The sequence below is a fragment of the Streptomyces niveus genome, from assembly GCF_001723055.1.
GTDB classification, from domain to species: Bacteria; Actinomycetota; Actinomycetes; order Streptomycetales; family Streptomycetaceae; genus Streptomyces; species Streptomyces niveus.
The window spans coordinates 46,047-63,192 of sequence record NZ_MDCR01000039.1 but is presented as its reverse complement, the minus strand read 5'-3'; the positions used below and the strand labels follow the sequence as shown (position 1 = coordinate 63,192).

Sequence of the window (17,146 nt, the reverse complement as noted above, 5' to 3'; positions counted from 1 at the left end):
CTTCAGCCCTTGAGGGCGCCTGCGGCGATGTTGCGGATGAAGTGCCGGGCGCCGAACAGGAAGATGATGATCAGCGGGACGATGGCCACCAGCGTGCCCGCCATGACCACGCTGTAGTCGGTGACGTAGAGGCCGTTGAGCTGGGCGAGCGCGAGCTGGAGCGTGATGTGGCGGGAGTCGATGAGGACGACCAGCGGCCACAGGAAGTCGTTCCACACGTTGACGAACGTGAAGATGCCGAGGAACGCGAGCGCCGGTCGCAGCACCGGCAGTCCGACGTGCAGATACGTACGGAAGAAGCCGCAGCCGTCGATACGGGCGGCGTCCAGCAGTTCGTCCGGCAGGGCGCCGGCGGCGTACTGGCGCATCCAGAAGATGCCGAAGGCGTTGGCGGCGGCGGGCACGATCAGCGCCTTCAGACTACCGACCCAGCCGAGGTCGGCCATCAGGGAGAACTGGGGGATGGCGGCGAGCTGGGTGGGCACGACGAAGGTGGCCAGCAGTATCCCGAAGAGGATCTTGCTGCCGGGGAACGTGTACTTGGCGAAGGTGAAGGCCGCGAGTGAGTCGAAGAACAGCACGGCGACGGTCGTCACGACGGCGACGACCAGTGTGTTGAGCAGCGACCCGAAGAAGTCGATCCGGGAGAACACCTCCCCGATGTTGTGGAACAGCTGGTCGCCGAAGACGAGCTTGGGCGGGGAGGAGTAGATGTCGGGGGTGGTGTTGGACGCCATGACGGCGAGCCAGTAGTAGGGGAAGAGGGTGATCGCGGCGCCGACGAGAAGCGCGGCGTACGTCAGGAAACGGCCGCGCGTGCTCATCGGGCGTCCTCCTTGGTCGTGACCCGGCCGCGCTCGGGGCGTTGCACGAGGCGCCAGTTGAGGATGGAGAACAGCACGACGACGACGAAGATGCCCCAGGCGATGGCGGCTCCGTAGCCGAAGTCGTTGTCCGCGAAGGCGGTTCCGTAGAAGTAGAGGACCATCGTCAGTCCGGCCCCGCCGGGACCGCCGCGGTCGCCGAGCAGCACCTGTGACTCGGTGAAGATCTGGAGCCCGCCGATGGCCGACATCACCAGGGAGAACAGCAGGACCGGCCGCAGCAGGGGCAGCGTGATCCGGAAGAAGGTCTGTACGGGGCTCGCGCCGTCGACGCGCGCCGCCTCGTAGACGTCGGTGGGCAGGGCCTGGAGTCCGGCGAGGAAGATGATGGCGTTGTAGCCGGTCCACCGCCAGATGATCATGATGGCGATGGCGCACCGGATCCCCCACGGGTCGGTGAGCCAGGGGACATGGCCGAGGCCGAACAGGTCGAGGATCCAGTTGAGGATGCCGAACTCGCCGCTGAAGATCGAGCCGAAGACCAGCGACATGGCCACGATCGATGTCACGTTGGGCATGAAGTACGCGACGCGCAGCGCGCCCTTGAAGCGCACGGAGGAGTTCAGGCCGAGGGCGATGAGCAGGGCGAGGACGGTCATCGGGACCGTCGACATGACCCAGATGATCAGGGTGTTGGCTATGGAGTCCCAGAACTGGCTGTCGGTGAGCAGATAGCGGAAGTTCTCCAGGCCGACGAACTTCATCGGGCCCACGCCGTCCCAGCGTTGGAGCGAGAGATAGAGCGAGTAGAAGACCGGGTAGAGGCCGAAGACGGCGAAGAGGATGAAGAACGGGGACACGGCTACGTACTGCGGCAGATGGCGCCATCGCCTGCGTCGCCGGGCGGCGTCCTCGGCCGGTGGGCGCGGGACGGCGGTCGCCGGGGTGTCGAGGTCGGACGTCGCGGTCATGAGAGCACCCCCTGCCGGCGCAGAAGCCGTTCGATCCGGTTCCGGGCGTCCCGCCAGGCGCGCTCCGGGTCCTTGCCGCCGAGTTCCACGTTGGTCAGCTCGTCGGTGTAGGTGTCGCTGAGAGTGATGTCCCAGGGACTGAAGTAGGCGTACTTCACCTGGTCGGCGATGTCGGCGAAGACCCGCACGGCGGACTGGCCGCCGAAGAACGGGTCCGGGGCGGTGATCCGTTCGTCGTCGGCCGCGGCCGGACCGGACGGGAAGAGGCCGATCTCGGCGTAGTTGGCGGCCTGGTTCGCCGGGTTCTGGAGCCAGCTGATGATGTCGAAGGCCGCCTGCGGGTCGGGGCAGGCGGCGGTGATGGCGAGGAACGAACCGCCCTGGTTGCCGGGGCCGCCGGGCGGTGCGCAGACCCGCCACTTGCCGGCGGTGCCGGGGGCCGACTGCTTGATCTCGCCGGTGATCCAGGAGGCGTTGACGAGGCTGACCTCCTGGCCGGTGTTCCAGGCCGCGTGCCGGTCCACGGACTGGCCGCCGGCCGTCTGCGAGCCGCCGAATCCCGCGGTGAGGCGGCGGCCGAACGCCTCGACCGCGCGGTCCCAGGCGAGGCGGACATGGGACTGGTCGTCGAGGTAGGTGTTCTCCGGCGTGAAGTACTTCCGCCGCTCCTGGGCCATCGAGTACGTGAACACCGTCTTGGTGTCGGTGATCAGATAGCGGCCGGGGAGTTTGTCGCGGATCCGTTCGCCGAAGGTGAAGTACTTCTCCCAGGTGGGTACGGCCGCCGCGACGTCGTCCGGTTCGCTGGGCAGGCCTGCCTTCTCGAAGATGTCGTGCCGGTAGTAGAGGGCCGCGGGGCCGATGTCGATGGGGAAGCCGAGCTGGAAGCCGTCGGGGGTGGCGCCCGCATGCCACTTCCACGGCAGGTATCCCCCCGCCAGCTCCCGCGCGCCGTGGTCGTTCATGTTCACGAAGCGGTCGCTGTCGCCGAAGTACCGCGAGATGTTGTCGCCGATCATCGTGATGTCGGGCAGATAGGCACCACCGGCGAGCGCGGCGAGCAGCCGCTGCGTCAGGTCACCGCTCACCTGCGAGGGGACGAACTTGTCGGCGGCGAAGCGCTTGCGGGCGGCCTTCAGCACATTCTCGGAGAAGCCGTTGTACGTGTACCAGAAGGTGAGATGACCGGGGTTCGCGGTCATCGGGCTCGCACATCCGCCGGCTCCGAACGCGGCGGCGCCGAGAGCGGTCGCGCCTGCCAGGAGCCTTCGTCGAGTCAGCGTCATTGAGGACCCTTCCAAGGCCCGTGAACGCTCCCGTGAACGTTCACGAATTGCCGGGAAGTCTCTGACCGGGCGACGCGATGTGTCAAGAGGTGTGACGTACGGGGTGCGTTGGGCGCGCGTACGGCGGCACGCCGCTCCGGACCCCGTACGCGTGAAGGCTCATGGCGCGCTCACAGCATGCCCGGCCGGACCGCTCAGCCGGACTCGCGCAGTCTCAACTCCGCGCGAACCACCAGCTCGTCGGGGCCGAGTGGCTCGCCGCCGGTCAGCAGCCGCCCGGCCTGTTCGACGGCGAGCGCGCCGAGGCTTCGGGTGTCCAGGGCCACGGTCGACAGGGGCGGTTCGACGAGCGTGCCGAGCCTCAGACCGTCGAAGCCGATCACGGCGAGATCCCGGGGGACCCGCCGGCCGAGGCGGCGTGCGGCGCGCAGCGCGCCGATGGCCATGATGTCGTTGAAGGTGAACAGGGCGCTGACCTCGGGGTGTTCGGCGAGCAGCGCCGCCAGCGCGCTCTCGCCGCCCTCGACGCTCTGGTCCGCGCGGCGCACCGGGCCCGCGTCGAGGCCGCAGGCCGCCGTCGCCGCCGCGAACCAGGCGTGCCGGACGCTCGGTTCGGCCCGGCCCGCGTGGTCGAGCATGCCGATGTGCCGGTGCCCCGCCGCGGCGAGGTGGGTGATCGCCGCCCTGACGCCGTCCTCGCCGTCGATCCGTATCGAGCTGAACCGGTCGGTGCGCCGCTCGCGGTCGATGAGCACGACGGGGACACCGCGGGTCAGCTTCTCGATCTCGTCCTCGGGGCGGCTGAAGTATCCGACGACGGCGTCCACCTGGGAGGCGATCACCTCAAGGGTGCCGCGTTCCTCATCGGCGCTGTCGGCGGTGTCGTACACGAGGACGTGCCAGCCGCGGGCGCGCGCGGCTTCCAGCGCGGCGGCGGCGACCTCGGTGAAGAACGGATTGAGCAGATCGGGGATGACCAGCCCGACGCTGATGGTGTCCTGCCGGACCAGCCCCCTGGCGAAGCGGCTCGGGCGGTATCCGAGCGCGAGGGCGGCGTCGAGCACCCGCTGTTTGGTGGAGCCGTGGATCTCGCCCTTGTCGTTCAGGGCCCGGGACACGGTCTGCCGGGACACCCCGGCGGACCGGGCGACATCGTGGATCGTCACCCTGCGGGACTCGGTCCCCGACGGCGCCATCGCTCACCTCCGCGCGTCCGACGGCACCGGCGTGCCGACAGGGACCCGAGTATGCCCCGGCGGCACCGGGTCGCACGACCCGCCGTCGACCGCGACGGCCGGGTCACCGCCGAGAGGCCGGGCGCGGTCACCGTGGGCCGCGGACCGCGCCGAGGAGCAGGCGCCCGTCGCCGCGCGGCGGGCGCATCCGACATCTGACGAACCGTCCGGTTTAGTTTGTTTGACCCCCGGGAAAGCGTGTGCGAATCTTGCGCCGTGTTCCAGTCTCTGCACCTCGTAGGCCGCGCACACGTGGATCTTGTCCGCGTCGCGAGCGCGCTCTGTAGCCCCTCCGCCGTCTGAGCGGTGCCGTGGGCCCCTCCGCCGTACACCGGCCAGGAGGGCCGTCTTGTGCAGCCGGAACCATTTCCCACATCGTGGACGTGCCGGCCACCCTTGTCCGCCCGTAGCCGGGCCGTGGACAGGGGCCTTTTCTCTCCCCGTACCACCTTGCGAGACGTGTGTGTCGAAGCACACATCTCACCTTGCCGAATCGAGTCCGCATGTCCCTCCCGTCGCCCGGCGCCCCCTCGGCGCGGAGCACCGATCCCGCGACCGCCTCCTGGGAGGACTGGCGCGCGCGGCGGATCGCCTCCGTGACGGCGCCCACCGGAAACCTGGCGCTGGTCGAAACCAGATGGCTGCCCTCCGGCACGGTCCCGGCCCCCGACCCGGACGCCGAGCAGCGGAACGCTCCCCCGGGCGTACGCGTCACCTCGCTGGAGCGCGCCGACATCATCACCGGTGAGCCGGAGTTCGGTCTGCGGTTCTGGGACGCCGAGTCCCCCGCGATCCGGCACTTCTCGCACATCGAGACGTACGACCACGATCCGGCGTGGGTGGTACGGGCGACCTTCACCCCCGTCGCCACGGACCGCCGGATCCCGTTCGAGTACATCCGTGACAACGGCGGCAGCCGGGGTCTGATCGTGCCCGGCGACATCACCCTCACGCTCGACGGCGTCGACTACACCCTCGCGGCCTTCGACGACGGCGGGACACTGCTTCTCGTCTTCGCCGACCCGACGAACGGGTCCGGTACGTACGCCTCCGGCCGCTTCCTCTTCGTGGAGCGCGCACCCGGCGGCGACACCGTCACGCTCGACTTCAACCGCGCCTTCGTCCCGCCGTGCGGCTTCTCCGTCCAGTACAACTGCCCGCTCCCCCCGCCGCAGAACCGGCTCCATCTCCCCGTACCCGCGGGCGAGAAGCTGCCCGTCTTCCTCGACGGCCACACGATCGACGGCAGCCACCCCTCAGGAGTATCGAAGTGAACCGAACAGCCACTCCCCTCGCCGGCGCCGCCCTGGTGGTCGCGATCTCCGTCGCCCTCACCGCCTGCGGCGGCGGCACGTCGAACCAGAAGGGCGGGGCCTCCGGCTCCTTCGACAAGGACGCGACGGTCTCCATCGGCTCCCTGTACGAGCCGCAGAACCTGGACAACACGGGCGGCGGCGGCCAGGGCGTCACCGAGGCCCTCAACGGCAACGTGTACGAGGGTCTGTTCAGGCTCACGGACCAGGGCAAGGTCGAGAAGCTGCTCGCCGAGAGCTACACCGTCTCGCCGGACGGCCTCACCTACACGTTCAAGCTCCGCGACGGCGTGAAGTTCCACTCGGGCCGGGCGCTCGACTCCGCCGATGTGAAGTACAGCATCGAGAAGGTGACGGGCGAGTCGTCCCAGTCGGCGCGCAAGAGCAGCCTCGAAGCCGTGAAGTCCATCGCCACCCCGGACCCGCGCACGGTCGAGGTGACGCTGAAGACCAAGTCGATCTCGTTCGTCTACAACCTCAGCTACGTCTGGATCATCGACGCCGAGGCGAAGAACCTGAAGACGTCCGAGGACGGCACCGGACCGTACGAGCTGGACCGCTGGAATCGCGGCTCCGCGCTGAGTCTCGACCGGTACGCCGGGTACTGGGGCAGCCCCGCGCAGAACAAGAAGGTCGTCTTCCACTACTACAAGGACGCGACCGCCCTCAACAACGCGCTGCTCACCAACGCGGTGGACGTGGTCACCAGCGAGCAGAGCCCGGACGCGCTGGACCAGTTCAAGAACAACCCCGCGTACAAGGTCAACAGCGGCGACTCGACCACGAAGCTGCTGCTCGCCTTCAACGACCGGGTCAAGCCGTTCGACGACGTGAAGGTCCGCAAGGCCGTCAGCTCGGCGATCGACAACAAGAAGCTGCTGGAGTCGGTCTGGGGCGGCTACGGCAAGCTCATCGGCTCGATGGTCCCGCCGACCGACCCGTGGTACGAGGACCTGACGGGCGTCAACCCGTACGACCCCGCGCTGGCCAAGAAGCAACTGGCCGAGGCCGGTTACCCCGACGGCTTCGACCTCACCCTCGACACCCCCAACTACGACCCGCACCCGACGGCCGCGACGTTCATCAAGTCGCAGCTCGCGAAGGTCGGGATCAACGTCAAGATCAATGTCATCACGCCGGACGAGTGGTACACGAAGGTCTACCAGAACCACGATTTCAGCGCGACGCTCCAGGAGCACGTGAACGACCGGGACATCGTCTGGTACGGCGACCCGGACTTCTACTGGGGTTACGACAACAAGCAGGTCACGCAGTGGGTCGAAGAGGCCGAGCAGTCGGACACGACCGCTCGGCAGACCGAGCTGCTGAAGAAGGTCAACCAGCGGATCGCGCAGGACGCGGCCAGTGACTGGCTGTACCTGTACCCGCAGATCGTCGTCGCGTCCTCGAAGCTCTCCGGCTATCCGCTCAACGGCCTGAACTCCCAGTTCTACGCCTACGACATCAAGAAGAGCTGACCGGAGCCGACAGGAACCACGCACCCATGACCGTGTACATACTCAGGCGGCTGGCCTTCCTGGCAGCCTCCCTCCTGCTGGCCAGCGTGGTGCTGTTCCTGCTGCTGCGGCTGCTTCCGGGCGACCCCGCCAACGCGCTGGCGTCGGTCGGCGCGAGCCCGGAGCAGCTGGCGGCGGCCCGGCAGGAGATCGGGTCCGACCGCCCGCTGCCCGAACAGTTCGTGACCTGGCTGCACAGCCTGGCCACCTTCGACCTCGGCAACTCCTTCGTCAGCACCCTGCCGGTCGGACCGGAGATCGCCACCCGGATCGAGGTGACGGGCCCGCTCACGCTCCTCGCGTTCGCCCTGGCGCTCCTCATCGCGCTCCCGGTCGGCTTTCTCGCCGCCCACCGGGCGAACACCTGGTACGGGCTGATCCTCAACGGGGTCTCCCAACTCGGCATCGCCGTCCCGGTGTTCTGGGTGGGTATGATCCTGGTCACCGTGTTCGCGCTCCATCTCGGAGTGCTGCCGGCGGGCGGCTTCCCGCAGGACGGCTGGGCCGATCCCGTGGAGGCGCTGCGGTCGCTGGCGCTGCCGGTCGTCACCGTCGCCGTGGTGATGTCGGCGTCCCTCATCCGGTACGTACGGTCCGCGAGCCTGGACGTCCTCGGCAGCGACTACCTCCGTACGGCGCGGGCTCTCGGTTCCTCGTTCGGCGAGGCGGTACGGCGGCACGGGCTGCGCAACGGCGCGGTTCCCGTCGTCGCCGTACTGGGCATCGAGCTGGCCTCCACGCTGCTCGGCGCGGTGGTCGTGGAGACCGTCTTCGCGCTGCCGGGGCTGGGCAGCATGCTGTCCCAGGCCGTGGCGCAGCACGACTACCCCACGATCCAGGGCGTGTTGTTCGTGACCACACTCGCGGTGCTGGTCATCGGGTTCCTGGCCGATCTCGCGCAGCGCCTCATCGATCCGCGGCTGCGCTCCACGCTGAGCGGGGGCAAGCCATGACGGTGAAGCGCACGACCCGCGCCGCCCCCCGCCGTCGCTCCGTCATCCTGATCGCCGGGTGCGTACCGGCCGGACTGATCGTGGCGCTCGCCCTGGTCTCCTTCTTCTGGCTGCCGTATCCCCTGGACGACACGTCCGGGGGCCGGCTGTCCCCGCCCGGCGCGTCGCATCTGCTCGGCACCGACAAGCTGGGCCGGGATCTGCTCTCCCAGGTGATGATCGGCGCGCGGATCGCCCTGGAGTCGGGTGCCGGGGCGGTGGCGATCGGCGGGGTGCTCGGAGTGGCCACGGGGCTGGCTGCCGGATTCGCCAACCGCTGGGTGGACGACACCTTCTCGGCGCTCCTCGATGTGCTGATCGCCTTCCCCACCCTGCTGCTGGCCATGCTGGTGGTGGCCGCCCAGTCGGCGTCGCTGGGTTCGGCGATCGTCGCGATCGGTCTCGCCATGACGGCCGTCGTGGCGCGGCTGACCCGCATTCTGGTCAAACGGGTCCTCGCGCAGGACTACATCACGGCCGCGCGGACGTCCGGTACGTCCTGGCCCCGGGTGATCACCGGCCATGTGCTGCCGAACATCTGGCCCACCCTGGTCGTCAATCTGGCGCTCCAGTTCGGCCTCGCCGTACTCGCGGAGGCGAGTCTGTCGTTCCTCGGGCTGGGGGCCCCGCCGCCGAACGCCTCATGGGGCCGCATGCTCCAGGAGGCGCAGGCGACCGTGTCCACCGCTCCGTACGGGGCCGTCGCGCCCGGCGTTCTGCTGGTCGCCCTCGTCGTCGGGGTCAATCTCATCGCGGACGGACTGCGCGACACGCTGGACCCGACCCGCCGGAGGAGCTCATGAGCCTGCTCGACGTCACCGGCCTCAGCGTCGTCACCGACAGCGGCCGGGCCCTCGTCTCGGACCTCTCGTTCACCGTCGAACAGGGCGGCCGGCTCGGGCTGATCGGCGAGTCGGGCTCCGGGAAGTCGCTGACCGCCCTCGCGGTCATGGGACTGCTGCCGCCGGGTCTGACCGCGTCCGGGAGCGTGGTGCTGGACGCGCCGGGACTGGGCCGGACCGAGATGGTGGGCGCGGCCGAGTCCCGGCTGCGTCCGCTGCGCGGCCGGGGTGCGGGGGTGGTGTTCCAGGAACCGCTCACGGCGCTCGATCCGCTGATGCGTGTCGGACGGCAGATCGCCGAACCGCTGCGCCGCCACCGAGGTCTGCGCGGGGCGGAGCTGCGACGTGCCGTCGCCGCCGCCATCGACCGGGTCCAGCTGCCGGAGCCGGACCGGATCGCCCGCGCTTTCCCGCACGAGATCTCCGGCGGACAGCGCCAGCGGGTGGCCCTCGCCATGGCCCTGGCCGCCGAGCCGGCGCTGCTGATCGCGGACGAGCCGACGACGGCGCTCGATGTGACCGTCCAGGCCGAAGTGCTCGGTCTGCTGGGCGAGTTGATCGCGGAGAAGGACATGGCCCTGCTGTTCGTGAGCCATGACCTGGCCGTCGTCTCCGGGGTCACCGACGAGCTGGTGGTGCTCAAGGACGGCCGGGCGGTGGAGTCGGGGCGCACCGCCGACCTCCTGCACGCGCCCCGGCAGCCGTACACGCGGAGCCTGGTGGAGAGCGCCCGTACCTTCGAGAACGCACTGGAACGGATCACGCGATGAGTTCACCGGTACTCGCCGTACGGGACGCGGGTTTCGCGTACCGGGGCGCCGCCCCTGTCCTGCACGGCGTCAGTCTGGAGATCGCCGCCGGCCGCAGTGTCGCGATCGTGGGCGAGTCCGGGGCGGGCAAGACGACGCTGCTGCGGCTGCTCCTCGGTCTCAACCGGCCCACCGGCGGCGAGGTGCTCTTCGACGGACAGCCGCTCGACCTGCGGAACCGGGCGCGGATGCGGGCCTTCCGGCGCAGTGTGCAGAGCGTCTTCCAGGATCCGTACTCCTCGCTGGATCCCCGGCAGCGGGTGCGCCGGATCGTCTCCGAGCCGCTGCGCTCGCTGGGGCTCGCGGGACCGGACACCGACGGCCGGGTGGCCGCCGCGCTGGCGGGGGTGGGGCTGCCGGCGGACGCCGGGGACCGCTACCCGCACGAGTTCTCCGGCGGTCAGCGGCAGCGGATCGCCCTCGCGCGGGCCACGGTCTGCGACCCGCGCGTGCTGCTGGCGGACGAACCGGTCAGCGCCCTCGACGTCACCACCCGCGTGCGTATCGTCGATCTTCTCGGTGAGCTGAAGGAGTCGAGGGGTCTGACCATCGCCATGGTCTCCCACGACCTGTCGGTGGTGGCGGCGCTGTGTGAGCACACGGCGGTGCTGGAGAGCGGCCGGGTCGTGGAGCAGGGCGACACCCGCGAGGTGCTGGGCGCGCCGTCCCACCCGTACACCGCCCGGCTGATCGCGAGTGTGCCGCGCCTGCTGTCGGCGCTCCGCCTGGAGAAGCACGACGGCTGAGCGGTCACGGCTGAACGGTCAGCGCGCGGCGAGCAGTTCGAGCGTGTCGATCAGCCGGTTCGAGAAGCCCCACTCGTTGTCGTACCAGGCGACGACCTTGATGTGCCGGCCGTCGACCCGGGTGAGGGCCGAGTCGAAGATCGCCGAGTGCGGGTTGCCGGTGATGTCGGACGACACGAGCGCGTCGTCGGAGTACTCGATGATGCCGGCGAGCGGCCCGTCCGCCGCGGCGCGGTAGGCCGCCAGGACGTCGTCGCGCGTCACGTCGCGGGCGACGGTGGTGTTGAGCTCGACGATCGAGCCCACCGGTACCGGTACGCGGATCGAGTCGCCGGACAGTTTGCCGTCGAGGTTCGGCAGGACGAGGCCGATCGCCTTGGCGGCGCCCGTCGTGGTCGGGACGATGTTGACGGCGGCGGCGCGGGCGCGGCGGGCGTCGCGGTGCGGGGCGTCCTGGAGGTTCTGCTCCTGGGTGTAGGCGTGCACCGTCGTCATGAAGCCGTGCTCGATGTCGGCGAGGTCGTCGAGGACCTTGGCCAGCGGTGCGAGGGCGTTGGTCGTGCAGGAGGCGTTCGAGATGATCGTGTGCGTGGCCGGGTCGTACGCCTCGGTGTTGACCCCGAACGCGACGGTGGCGTCCGCGCCGGCCGACGGGGCGCTGACCAGGACCTTCCTGGCGCCTGCCGTGAGATGGGCGCGGGCGGCGTCGGCCGAGGTGAAGCGGCCGGTCGACTCCAGCACGATGTCGACGCCGAGTTCGGCCCACGGCAGCCGCGCCGGCTCGCGCTCGGCGAGCACGGTGACACGCCGGCCGTCGACGACGAGGGTGTCGCCGTCGACGTCGACCGGGCGGCCGAGCCGGCCGGCCGTCGTGTCGAAGGCGAGCAGCCGCGCGAGGGAGGCGGGTTCCGTGAGGTCGTTGACGGCGACGACCTCCAGGTCGCTGTCGCGTTCGAGCAGGACGCGCAGCGCGTTGCGTCCGATGCGGCCGAATCCGTTGATGGCGACACGAGTCATGAGGGGTTGTCCTTTCGCGTTTCGGGTCCTGCCCATGCTCGCAAGCGGCGCCCGCCGGACGACGGCGGCGCGAACGCCATGGTTCGAAAGGATCACGCCAAACGTGGCGGACGCGCGTGCCGCGCCGTGCGGGCCGGGGCGCGCTACTCGCCCTGGGTGAAGGTGCGCCGGTAGGCGCTGGGGGTGGTGCCGAGTGTCGACTGGAAGTGCAGGCGCAGGTTCGTCCCCGTGCCGAGGCCGACATCCGTGGCGATCTGCTCGATGCTCAGCTCCGAACGCTCCAGCAACTCGCGGGCCGCGTCGACGCGGGCGCGCATGACCCACTGCATCGGCGTGTACCCGGTGTCCTCGACGAAGCGCCGCGAGAAGGTGCGGGGCGACACCGCCGCGTGCCGGGCGAGCGCCGTGAGGGTCAGGGGCTCGCCGAGCCGGCGCAGCGCCCATTCGCGGGTGGCGGCGAACCGCTCGCCGAGCGGCTCGGGCACCCGGCGCGGTACGTACTGCGCCTGCCCGCCGCTGCGGTACGGGGCCGCGACCAGCCGTCGGGCGGTGTGGTTCGATGCGGCCACGCCGAGGTCGGCGCGCAGGATGTGCAGGCACAGGTCGATGCCCGAGGCGGCGCCGGCCGACGTCAGCACGCTGCCCTCGTCGACGAACAGCACGTTCTCGTCGACCCGCACGAGCGGATGCTTCGCCGCGAGCGCCCGCGTGTAGTGCCAGTGCGTCGTGGCGCGCCTGCCGTCGAGCAGACCTGTGGCGGCGAGCGCGAAGGCACCCGTCGAGATGGCGGCGAGCCGCGCGCCCCGCTCGTGTGCGGCGATCAGCGCGTCGATGATCTCCTGGCGCGGGTCGTCGCGGTCCGGGAACCGGTAGCCGGGGATGAAGACGAGGTCGGCCCAGACGAGCGCGTCGAGCCCGTGGGCGACGTGGTACGAGAGCCCGTCCCCGCCGGTCACCAGACCGGGTGCCGCACCGCAGACCCGTACCTCGTACGGCATGCTCTCGCGGGTCGTGAACACCTGCGCGGGGATGCCGACGTCGAGCGGTTTCGCGCCCTCCAGCACCAGGACGGCGACGCGCTGCGGGCGGGGGGCTGGCACGGTGCCAGCGTACGCGTGGAAGGGTGTGCGTCCATGACAGCGGTGAGCGCGATGCTCGAAGAACTGACGGGTCTGGTCCCCCTGACCCGCGAGGGAGCGGCGGCGAGGTTCGCGGCCCTGGGGTGGTCGCCCGGGGGCAGGCCCGGCGAGGGTGTGGAGACGTCCTGGGACAAGGACGGCGTCCACGGCTGGACCCAGGTGTTCGGCGACGGGGAGGTCCGGGTCTCGTTCACCGTCTGGATCCGCGATGTCGACGCGTCGGGTTACTTCGACGACCTGGAGGCCGTCTACGACGAGGGCGAGCGGGTGCTGGCCCGGTTCCTCCCCGAGATCGAGGACTCCCCGCTCGCCGGCCACCTCGCGGAGGCCGGGCTGACGGCGGCGGACGAGGAGGAATTCATCGCCGTACGGAAGTGGCTGCAGGACGGGCGGGTGCTGAGCGCCGGTGTGATCCAGCAGGACACCGACCTCCCGGTCATGGTCGTGGCCACGCTGGAGGAACCGGCGCCGGCCACCCGCTGATCCCGCGGAGCGCCGCCCGGGGTCAGATGTCGAGGAAGCGGACGTCCTTGGCGTTGCGCTGGATGAAGTGGCGGCGGGCTTCCACGTCCTCACCCATCAGAACCGAGAAGAGGTCGTCGGCGACGGCCGCGTCGTCGAGGGCGACCCGCCCCAGCACCCGGTGGTCGGGGTCCATGGTGGTGACGCGCAGTTCCTCGGCGTTCATCTCGCCGAGGCCCTTGAAGCGCTGGATGGAGTCGTCCCTGACCCTGCGGCCGTCCCGACGGCCCAGTTCCAGCAGCGTGTCGCGTTCGCGGTCGGAGTAGGCGTACTCGACGTGGTCCCGGCTCCACTTGATCTTGTAGAGCGGCGGGCGCGAGAGGTAGACGTGCCCCTCCTCGATCAGTGGCCGCATGAAGCGGAACAGGACGGTCAGCAGCAGGGTGTTGATGTGCTGGCCGTCGACGTCGGCGTCCGCCATCAAGATGACCTTGTGGTAGCGGAGCTTGGCGATGTCGAAGTCCTCGTGCATACCCGTGCCGAACGCGGAGATGAGCGCCTGGATCTCCTGGTTCTGCAAAATCCTGTCGATCCGCGCCTTCTCGACATTGAGGATCTTCCCCCGGATCGGGAGGATCGCCTGGTACTGCGGATTGCGGCCGGATTTGGCCGAGCCGCCGGCGGAGTCTCCCTCGACGATGAAGATCTCCGACATCGCCGGGTCGTTCGACTGACAGTCCGACAGCTTGCCCGGCAGCGACGCCGTCTCCAGCAGGCCCTTACGGCGGGTCAGATCCCGCGCCTTACGGGCCGCGACCCGGGCCGTGGCGGCCTGAACGGCCTTGCGCACGATGTCCGCGGCCTCGTTCGGGTTGCGGTCGAACCAGTCGGTCAGATGCTCGTGGACGACCTTCTGGACGAAGGTGCGCACCTCCGTGTTGCCGAGTTTGGTCTTGGTCTGGCCCTCGAACTGCGGTTCTCTGAGCTTGACCGAGATGATCGCGGTCAGCCCCTCACGGATGTCCTCGCCGGCGAGGTTCGCGTCCTTCTCCCGCAGCAGCTTCTTGTCCCGCGCGTAGCGGTTGACCACGGTGGTCAGGGCCGTACGGAAGCCCTCCTCGTGGGTGCCGCCCTCGTGGGTGTGGATCGCGTTGGCGTACGAGTACACGCTGTCGGTGTACTGGCCGTTCCACTGGAGCGCGATCTCGGCCGACAGCAGCCGCTCCGTGTCGTCGGCGGCGATGGTGACGACCGAGGGATGGACCGGTTCGCCCTTGCGGGAGTTGAGATACGCGACGAAGTCGGTGATGCCGCCGTCGTAGCGGTAGGAGACCGTCTTCGCCGCCGGGTCCGGGTGGACCTCGTCGGTCGCGGCCGTGGCGCGCGCGGAGGCCCGTTCGTCGGTGAGGGTCAGCGTGAGCCCACGGTTGAGGAAGGCCATCTCCTGGAAACGCCTGGCCAGCGTCTCGAAGGAGTAGTCGGTGGTCTCGAAGATGGAGCCGTCCGCCCAGAAGGTCAGTGAGGTGCCCGTGCGGGAGGTGGCCTCCCGGCGGACCAGTGGGGCGGTGGGAGCGCCGTCCCGGTAGTCCTGCGTCCAGCGGTGGCCGTCCGTCCAGATCTCCGCCGACAGCCTGGCCGACAGGGCGTTGACCACCGACAGACCCACGCCGTGCAGTCCGCCGGAGACCGTGTACCCGCCGCCCCCGAACTTCCCGCCCGCGTGCAGCACGGTCAGTACGACCTCGACGGCCGGCCGCTTCTCCACCGGGTGCATCCCCACCGGGATGCCGCGGCCGTTGTCGACCACCCGCACCCCGCCGTCGGCCAGGACCGTCACGTCGATCCGGTCGGCCACCCCCGCGAGTGCCTCGTCCACCGAGTTGTCCACGAGTTCCTGCACCAGGTGATGGAGCCCCCGCTCCCCCGTGGAGCCGATGTACATCCCGGGCCGCTTGCGTACGGCGTCCAGGCCGTCCAGCACGGTGATCGCGTCGGCGTCGTACGACGCCGTCCCCACCTGGCCGGGCAGTTGGGGTCCGGGGGTGTCGGTGGCGGTGCGGGTGTCGTAAGAAGTCACGGAAACTCTCTTTCGGGCATGGCAGACCCGGCTCCCGCACCACGTGCGGGAAGCAGCCGGAGAACTGGGGGGGAGAGGCGCGGCACGGCAGCCCGACCTGGGCCCCGGGGCTCGCGAAACCCTCGGGACGCCGGCCGCCGCCGACCATCGGGACGCTGAAGACAATACCGACGCCACCCCTTGCCGCCGGAACGAGAGCACCTCTGCGCGCCGCCGTGCGGCTCCCGCACCACATAAGTCGATCCCCCCTGCCTTCCCCTGTCGAAAAGACGGGAGAGGGCCGCCTGAAGGGTTCCCTGACGCCTTGCCGGACAGCGTCCCGGACACTATTTCCGACATGACCCTCCGCAGTCGCCAGTCGCGCTGCGTCAGATCACGGGCCCGGGTCTCCGACCGAACCCGGCGCCGGTGAAGGCACCGTGACGGCCTGACAGGTCGCGTAGGTCGGCAACAGGCCGGCGTCCCGGGCTTCGGCGAGCAGGAGCGCGTCCTGGTCGCGGGGGGACAGCAGCGGCGTCCCGGTGGGCCAGTCGATGGCCAGTTCGGGATCGAGCGGGTGCACACCGTGCTCGGTCGCCGGGTCGTAGGTCCCCGAAGACAGATAGCACAGCGTGGCCTCGTCCGAGATCGCGCAGAAGCCGTGCCCGATGCCCTCCGAGAGGTAGACGGCACGACGGCTGACATCGTCGAGCCGGGTGCCTTCCCAGCACCCGTACGTCGGCGAGCCGACGCGCAGGTCCACCACCACGTCGAACACCGCGCCGCGCACACACGTCACGTACTTGGCCTGCCCCGGCGGCACATCGACGAAGTGGATGCCGCGCACCACCCCGCGGACGGACACCGACAGATTGGCCTGGGCCAGCCGCAGGGGGCGGCCGATCGCCTCGGCGAACCGGTCGACGTGATACCAGTCCAGGAAGACCCCCCGCGGATCGGCGCGCTGCTCGGGGGTGATCTCCCAGACACCCTCGATACCGAGCGGGCGAAGTCTCACGACGGCTTCACCTCCTTCAACTCCTCGTGATCGGCGAGCAGATCGAGGAGGTACCGGCCGTAGCCGCTCTTGAGCAGCGGGCGGCTGAGATCCCGCAACTGGTCGTTCCCGATGAAGCCGCAGCGCCAGGCGACCTCCTCCACGCAGCCGATCTTGAGGCCCTGCCGTTCCTCCACGACTCGTACGTACTCCGATGCCTGGACCAAGGAGGCGAACGTTCCCGTGTCCAGCCAGGCGGTGCCCCGGTCGAGCGTGGTGACCCGCAACTGGCCCCACTTCAGATACGTTTCGTTGACGGCGGTGATCTCCAGTTCGCCGCGCCGGCTCGGCACCAGGCCGTGGACGACATCCAGCACCCGGTTGTCGTAGAAGTACAACCCCGGTACGGCGTACCGCGACTTGGGACGCGCCGGCTTCTCCTCTATGGAGACGGCCCTTCCGGCCTCGTCGAACTCCACCACCCCGTACGCCTTGGGGTCGGCCACGACGTAGGCGAAGATCCGGGCCCCGGCGGGGTCGTTGTACTGCCGCAGCCGGGTTCCCAGGCCCGCGCCGTGGAAGATGTTGTCCCCGAGGACCAGGGCCACCGACTGGTCGCCGATGAACTCGGCGCCCAGGACGAACGCCTGCGCGATGCCCTCGGGCCGCTCCTGGACGGCGTACTCGAGGCGCAGGCCCAGTTGCGAGCCGTCGCCGAGGAGATGACGGAACTGGCGCTGGTCGTCGGGGCGCGTGATCACGAGTATCTCGCGTACGCCGGCCATCATCAGCGTGGTCAGCGGGTAGTAGATCATCGGCTTGTCGAAGACCGGTATCAGCTGCTTGGAGATGGCGCGGGTGACCGGCCACAGCCTGGAGCCGGTACCGCCCGCGAGCAGGATTCCCCTCAACCAGCGACCCCCTCGGCGATCCGGCACCA

General features: G+C 69.9%; 17 protein-coding genes. 8 read left to right on the top strand and 9 right to left on the bottom strand.

Translation table 11 applies throughout. From position 1 onward, the window contains the following. Positions 1 to 2: 2 nt before the first annotated feature. The 4 genes from BHU15_RS05725 to BHU15_RS05710 all read right to left on the bottom strand — a co-directional run bounded on the left by BHU15_RS05725 (position 3) and on the right by BHU15_RS05710 (position 4,277). Positions 3 to 824, bottom strand: a complete 822-nt coding sequence (locus BHU15_RS05725; protein WP_069626164.1) for a carbohydrate ABC transporter permease — start codon at positions 822 to 824, stop codon at positions 3 to 5. Continuing rightward, positions 821 to 1,795 (bottom strand): carbohydrate ABC transporter permease, encoded by a 975-nt coding sequence (locus BHU15_RS05720; protein WP_069626163.1) that lies wholly within the window; start codon positions 1,793 to 1,795, stop codon positions 821 to 823. Before BHU15_RS05720 ends, BHU15_RS05725 begins: the two co-directional genes overlap by 4 nt. Further along, positions 1,792 to 2,997, bottom strand: a complete 1,206-nt coding sequence (locus BHU15_RS05715; RefSeq protein WP_167756180.1) for an extracellular solute-binding protein — start codon at positions 2,995 to 2,997, stop codon at positions 1,792 to 1,794. The genes BHU15_RS05720 and BHU15_RS05715 overlap by 4 nt, the downstream gene beginning before the upstream one ends. Positions 2,998 to 3,275: 278 nt before the next feature. Beyond that, positions 3,276 to 4,277 carry a LacI family DNA-binding transcriptional regulator gene (locus BHU15_RS05710; protein ID WP_069626161.1) on the bottom strand — a complete coding sequence of 334 codons (1,002 nt, stop codon included), beginning with the start codon at positions 4,275 to 4,277 and terminating at the stop codon, positions 3,276 to 3,278. A gap of 237 nt (positions 4,278 to 4,514) precedes the next feature. Here BHU15_RS05710 and BHU15_RS42090 point away from each other — a divergent pair, with 237 nt between their 5' ends. From BHU15_RS42090 to BHU15_RS05680, 7 genes are all read left to right on the top strand, one after another. After that, on the top strand, positions 4,515 to 4,619 hold the full coding sequence (locus BHU15_RS42090) for a putative leader peptide (RefSeq protein ID WP_364643049.1): 105 nt from the start codon (positions 4,515 to 4,517) through the stop codon (positions 4,617 to 4,619). Between the two features lie 200 nt (positions 4,620 to 4,819). Next, positions 4,820 to 5,590, top strand: coding sequence for a DUF1684 domain-containing protein (locus tag BHU15_RS05705; RefSeq protein WP_069626160.1), 771 nt, complete (start codon positions 4,820 to 4,822; stop codon positions 5,588 to 5,590). Further along, the gene (locus BHU15_RS05700; RefSeq protein ID WP_107422789.1) at positions 5,587 to 7,107 is read left to right on the top strand and encodes an ABC transporter substrate-binding protein; all 1,521 of its coding nucleotides are present in this window, start codon (positions 5,587 to 5,589) and stop codon (positions 7,105 to 7,107) included. The genes BHU15_RS05705 and BHU15_RS05700 overlap by 4 nt, the downstream gene beginning before the upstream one ends. Before the next feature lie 26 nt (positions 7,108 to 7,133). Then, positions 7,134 to 8,099, top strand: a complete 966-nt coding sequence (locus tag BHU15_RS05695) for an ABC transporter permease (protein WP_069626159.1) — start codon at positions 7,134 to 7,136, stop codon at positions 8,097 to 8,099. Next, positions 8,096 to 8,941 (top strand): ABC transporter permease, encoded by an 846-nt coding sequence (locus BHU15_RS05690; protein ID WP_069626158.1) that lies wholly within the window; start codon positions 8,096 to 8,098, stop codon positions 8,939 to 8,941. Before BHU15_RS05695 ends, BHU15_RS05690 begins: the two co-directional genes overlap by 4 nt. After that, positions 8,938 to 9,750: an ATP-binding cassette domain-containing protein gene (locus tag BHU15_RS05685; protein ID WP_069626157.1), complete on the top strand. Its 813-nt coding sequence runs from the start codon at positions 8,938 to 8,940 to the stop codon at positions 9,748 to 9,750. Before BHU15_RS05690 ends, BHU15_RS05685 begins: the two co-directional genes overlap by 4 nt. Further along, on the top strand, positions 9,747 to 10,535 hold the full coding sequence (locus BHU15_RS05680; protein ID WP_069626156.1) for an ABC transporter ATP-binding protein: 789 nt from the start codon (positions 9,747 to 9,749) through the stop codon (positions 10,533 to 10,535). The genes BHU15_RS05685 and BHU15_RS05680 overlap by 4 nt, the downstream gene beginning before the upstream one ends. A gap of 18 nt (positions 10,536 to 10,553) precedes the next feature. Here BHU15_RS05680 and gap read toward each other — a convergent pair whose 3' ends face one another. Both gap and BHU15_RS05670 read right to left on the bottom strand, forming a co-directional pair. Then, complete coding sequence (gene gap / locus BHU15_RS05675; protein WP_069626155.1) at positions 10,554 to 11,552, bottom strand: type I glyceraldehyde-3-phosphate dehydrogenase; 999 nt, start codon at positions 11,550 to 11,552, stop codon at positions 10,554 to 10,556. A gap of 143 nt (positions 11,553 to 11,695) precedes the next feature. Further along, a complete protein-coding gene (locus tag BHU15_RS05670) occupies positions 11,696 to 12,652 on the bottom strand; it encodes a GlxA family transcriptional regulator (RefSeq protein ID WP_069626154.1) in 957 nt (318 codons plus the stop codon). Between the two features lie 33 nt (positions 12,653 to 12,685). Here BHU15_RS05670 and BHU15_RS05665 point away from each other — a divergent pair, with 33 nt between their 5' ends. Further along, entirely contained in the window at positions 12,686 to 13,174 is a 489-nt protein-coding gene (locus BHU15_RS05665) for a hypothetical protein (RefSeq protein WP_069626153.1), read from the top strand. Positions 13,175 to 13,196: 22 nt separating this feature from the next. Here BHU15_RS05665 and gyrB read toward each other — a convergent pair whose 3' ends face one another. The 3 genes from gyrB to rfbA form a co-directional block, all read right to left on the bottom strand. Further along, positions 13,197 to 15,230 (bottom strand): novobiocin-resistant DNA topoisomerase (ATP-hydrolyzing) subunit B, encoded by a 2,034-nt coding sequence (gyrB, locus tag BHU15_RS05660; RefSeq protein ID WP_069626152.1) that lies wholly within the window; start codon positions 15,228 to 15,230, stop codon positions 13,197 to 13,199. A gap of 373 nt (positions 15,231 to 15,603) precedes the next feature. Further along, on the bottom strand, positions 15,604 to 16,227 hold the full coding sequence (gene novW / locus BHU15_RS05655; protein ID WP_069626151.1) for a dTDP-4-dehydrorhamnose 3-epimerase NovW: 624 nt from the start codon (positions 16,225 to 16,227) through the stop codon (positions 15,604 to 15,606). Next, complete coding sequence (rfbA, locus tag BHU15_RS05650) at positions 16,224 to 17,117, bottom strand: glucose-1-phosphate thymidylyltransferase RfbA (protein WP_069626150.1); 894 nt, start codon at positions 17,115 to 17,117, stop codon at positions 16,224 to 16,226. Before rfbA ends, novW begins: the two co-directional genes overlap by 4 nt. Positions 17,118 to 17,146: the final 29 nt, after the last annotated feature.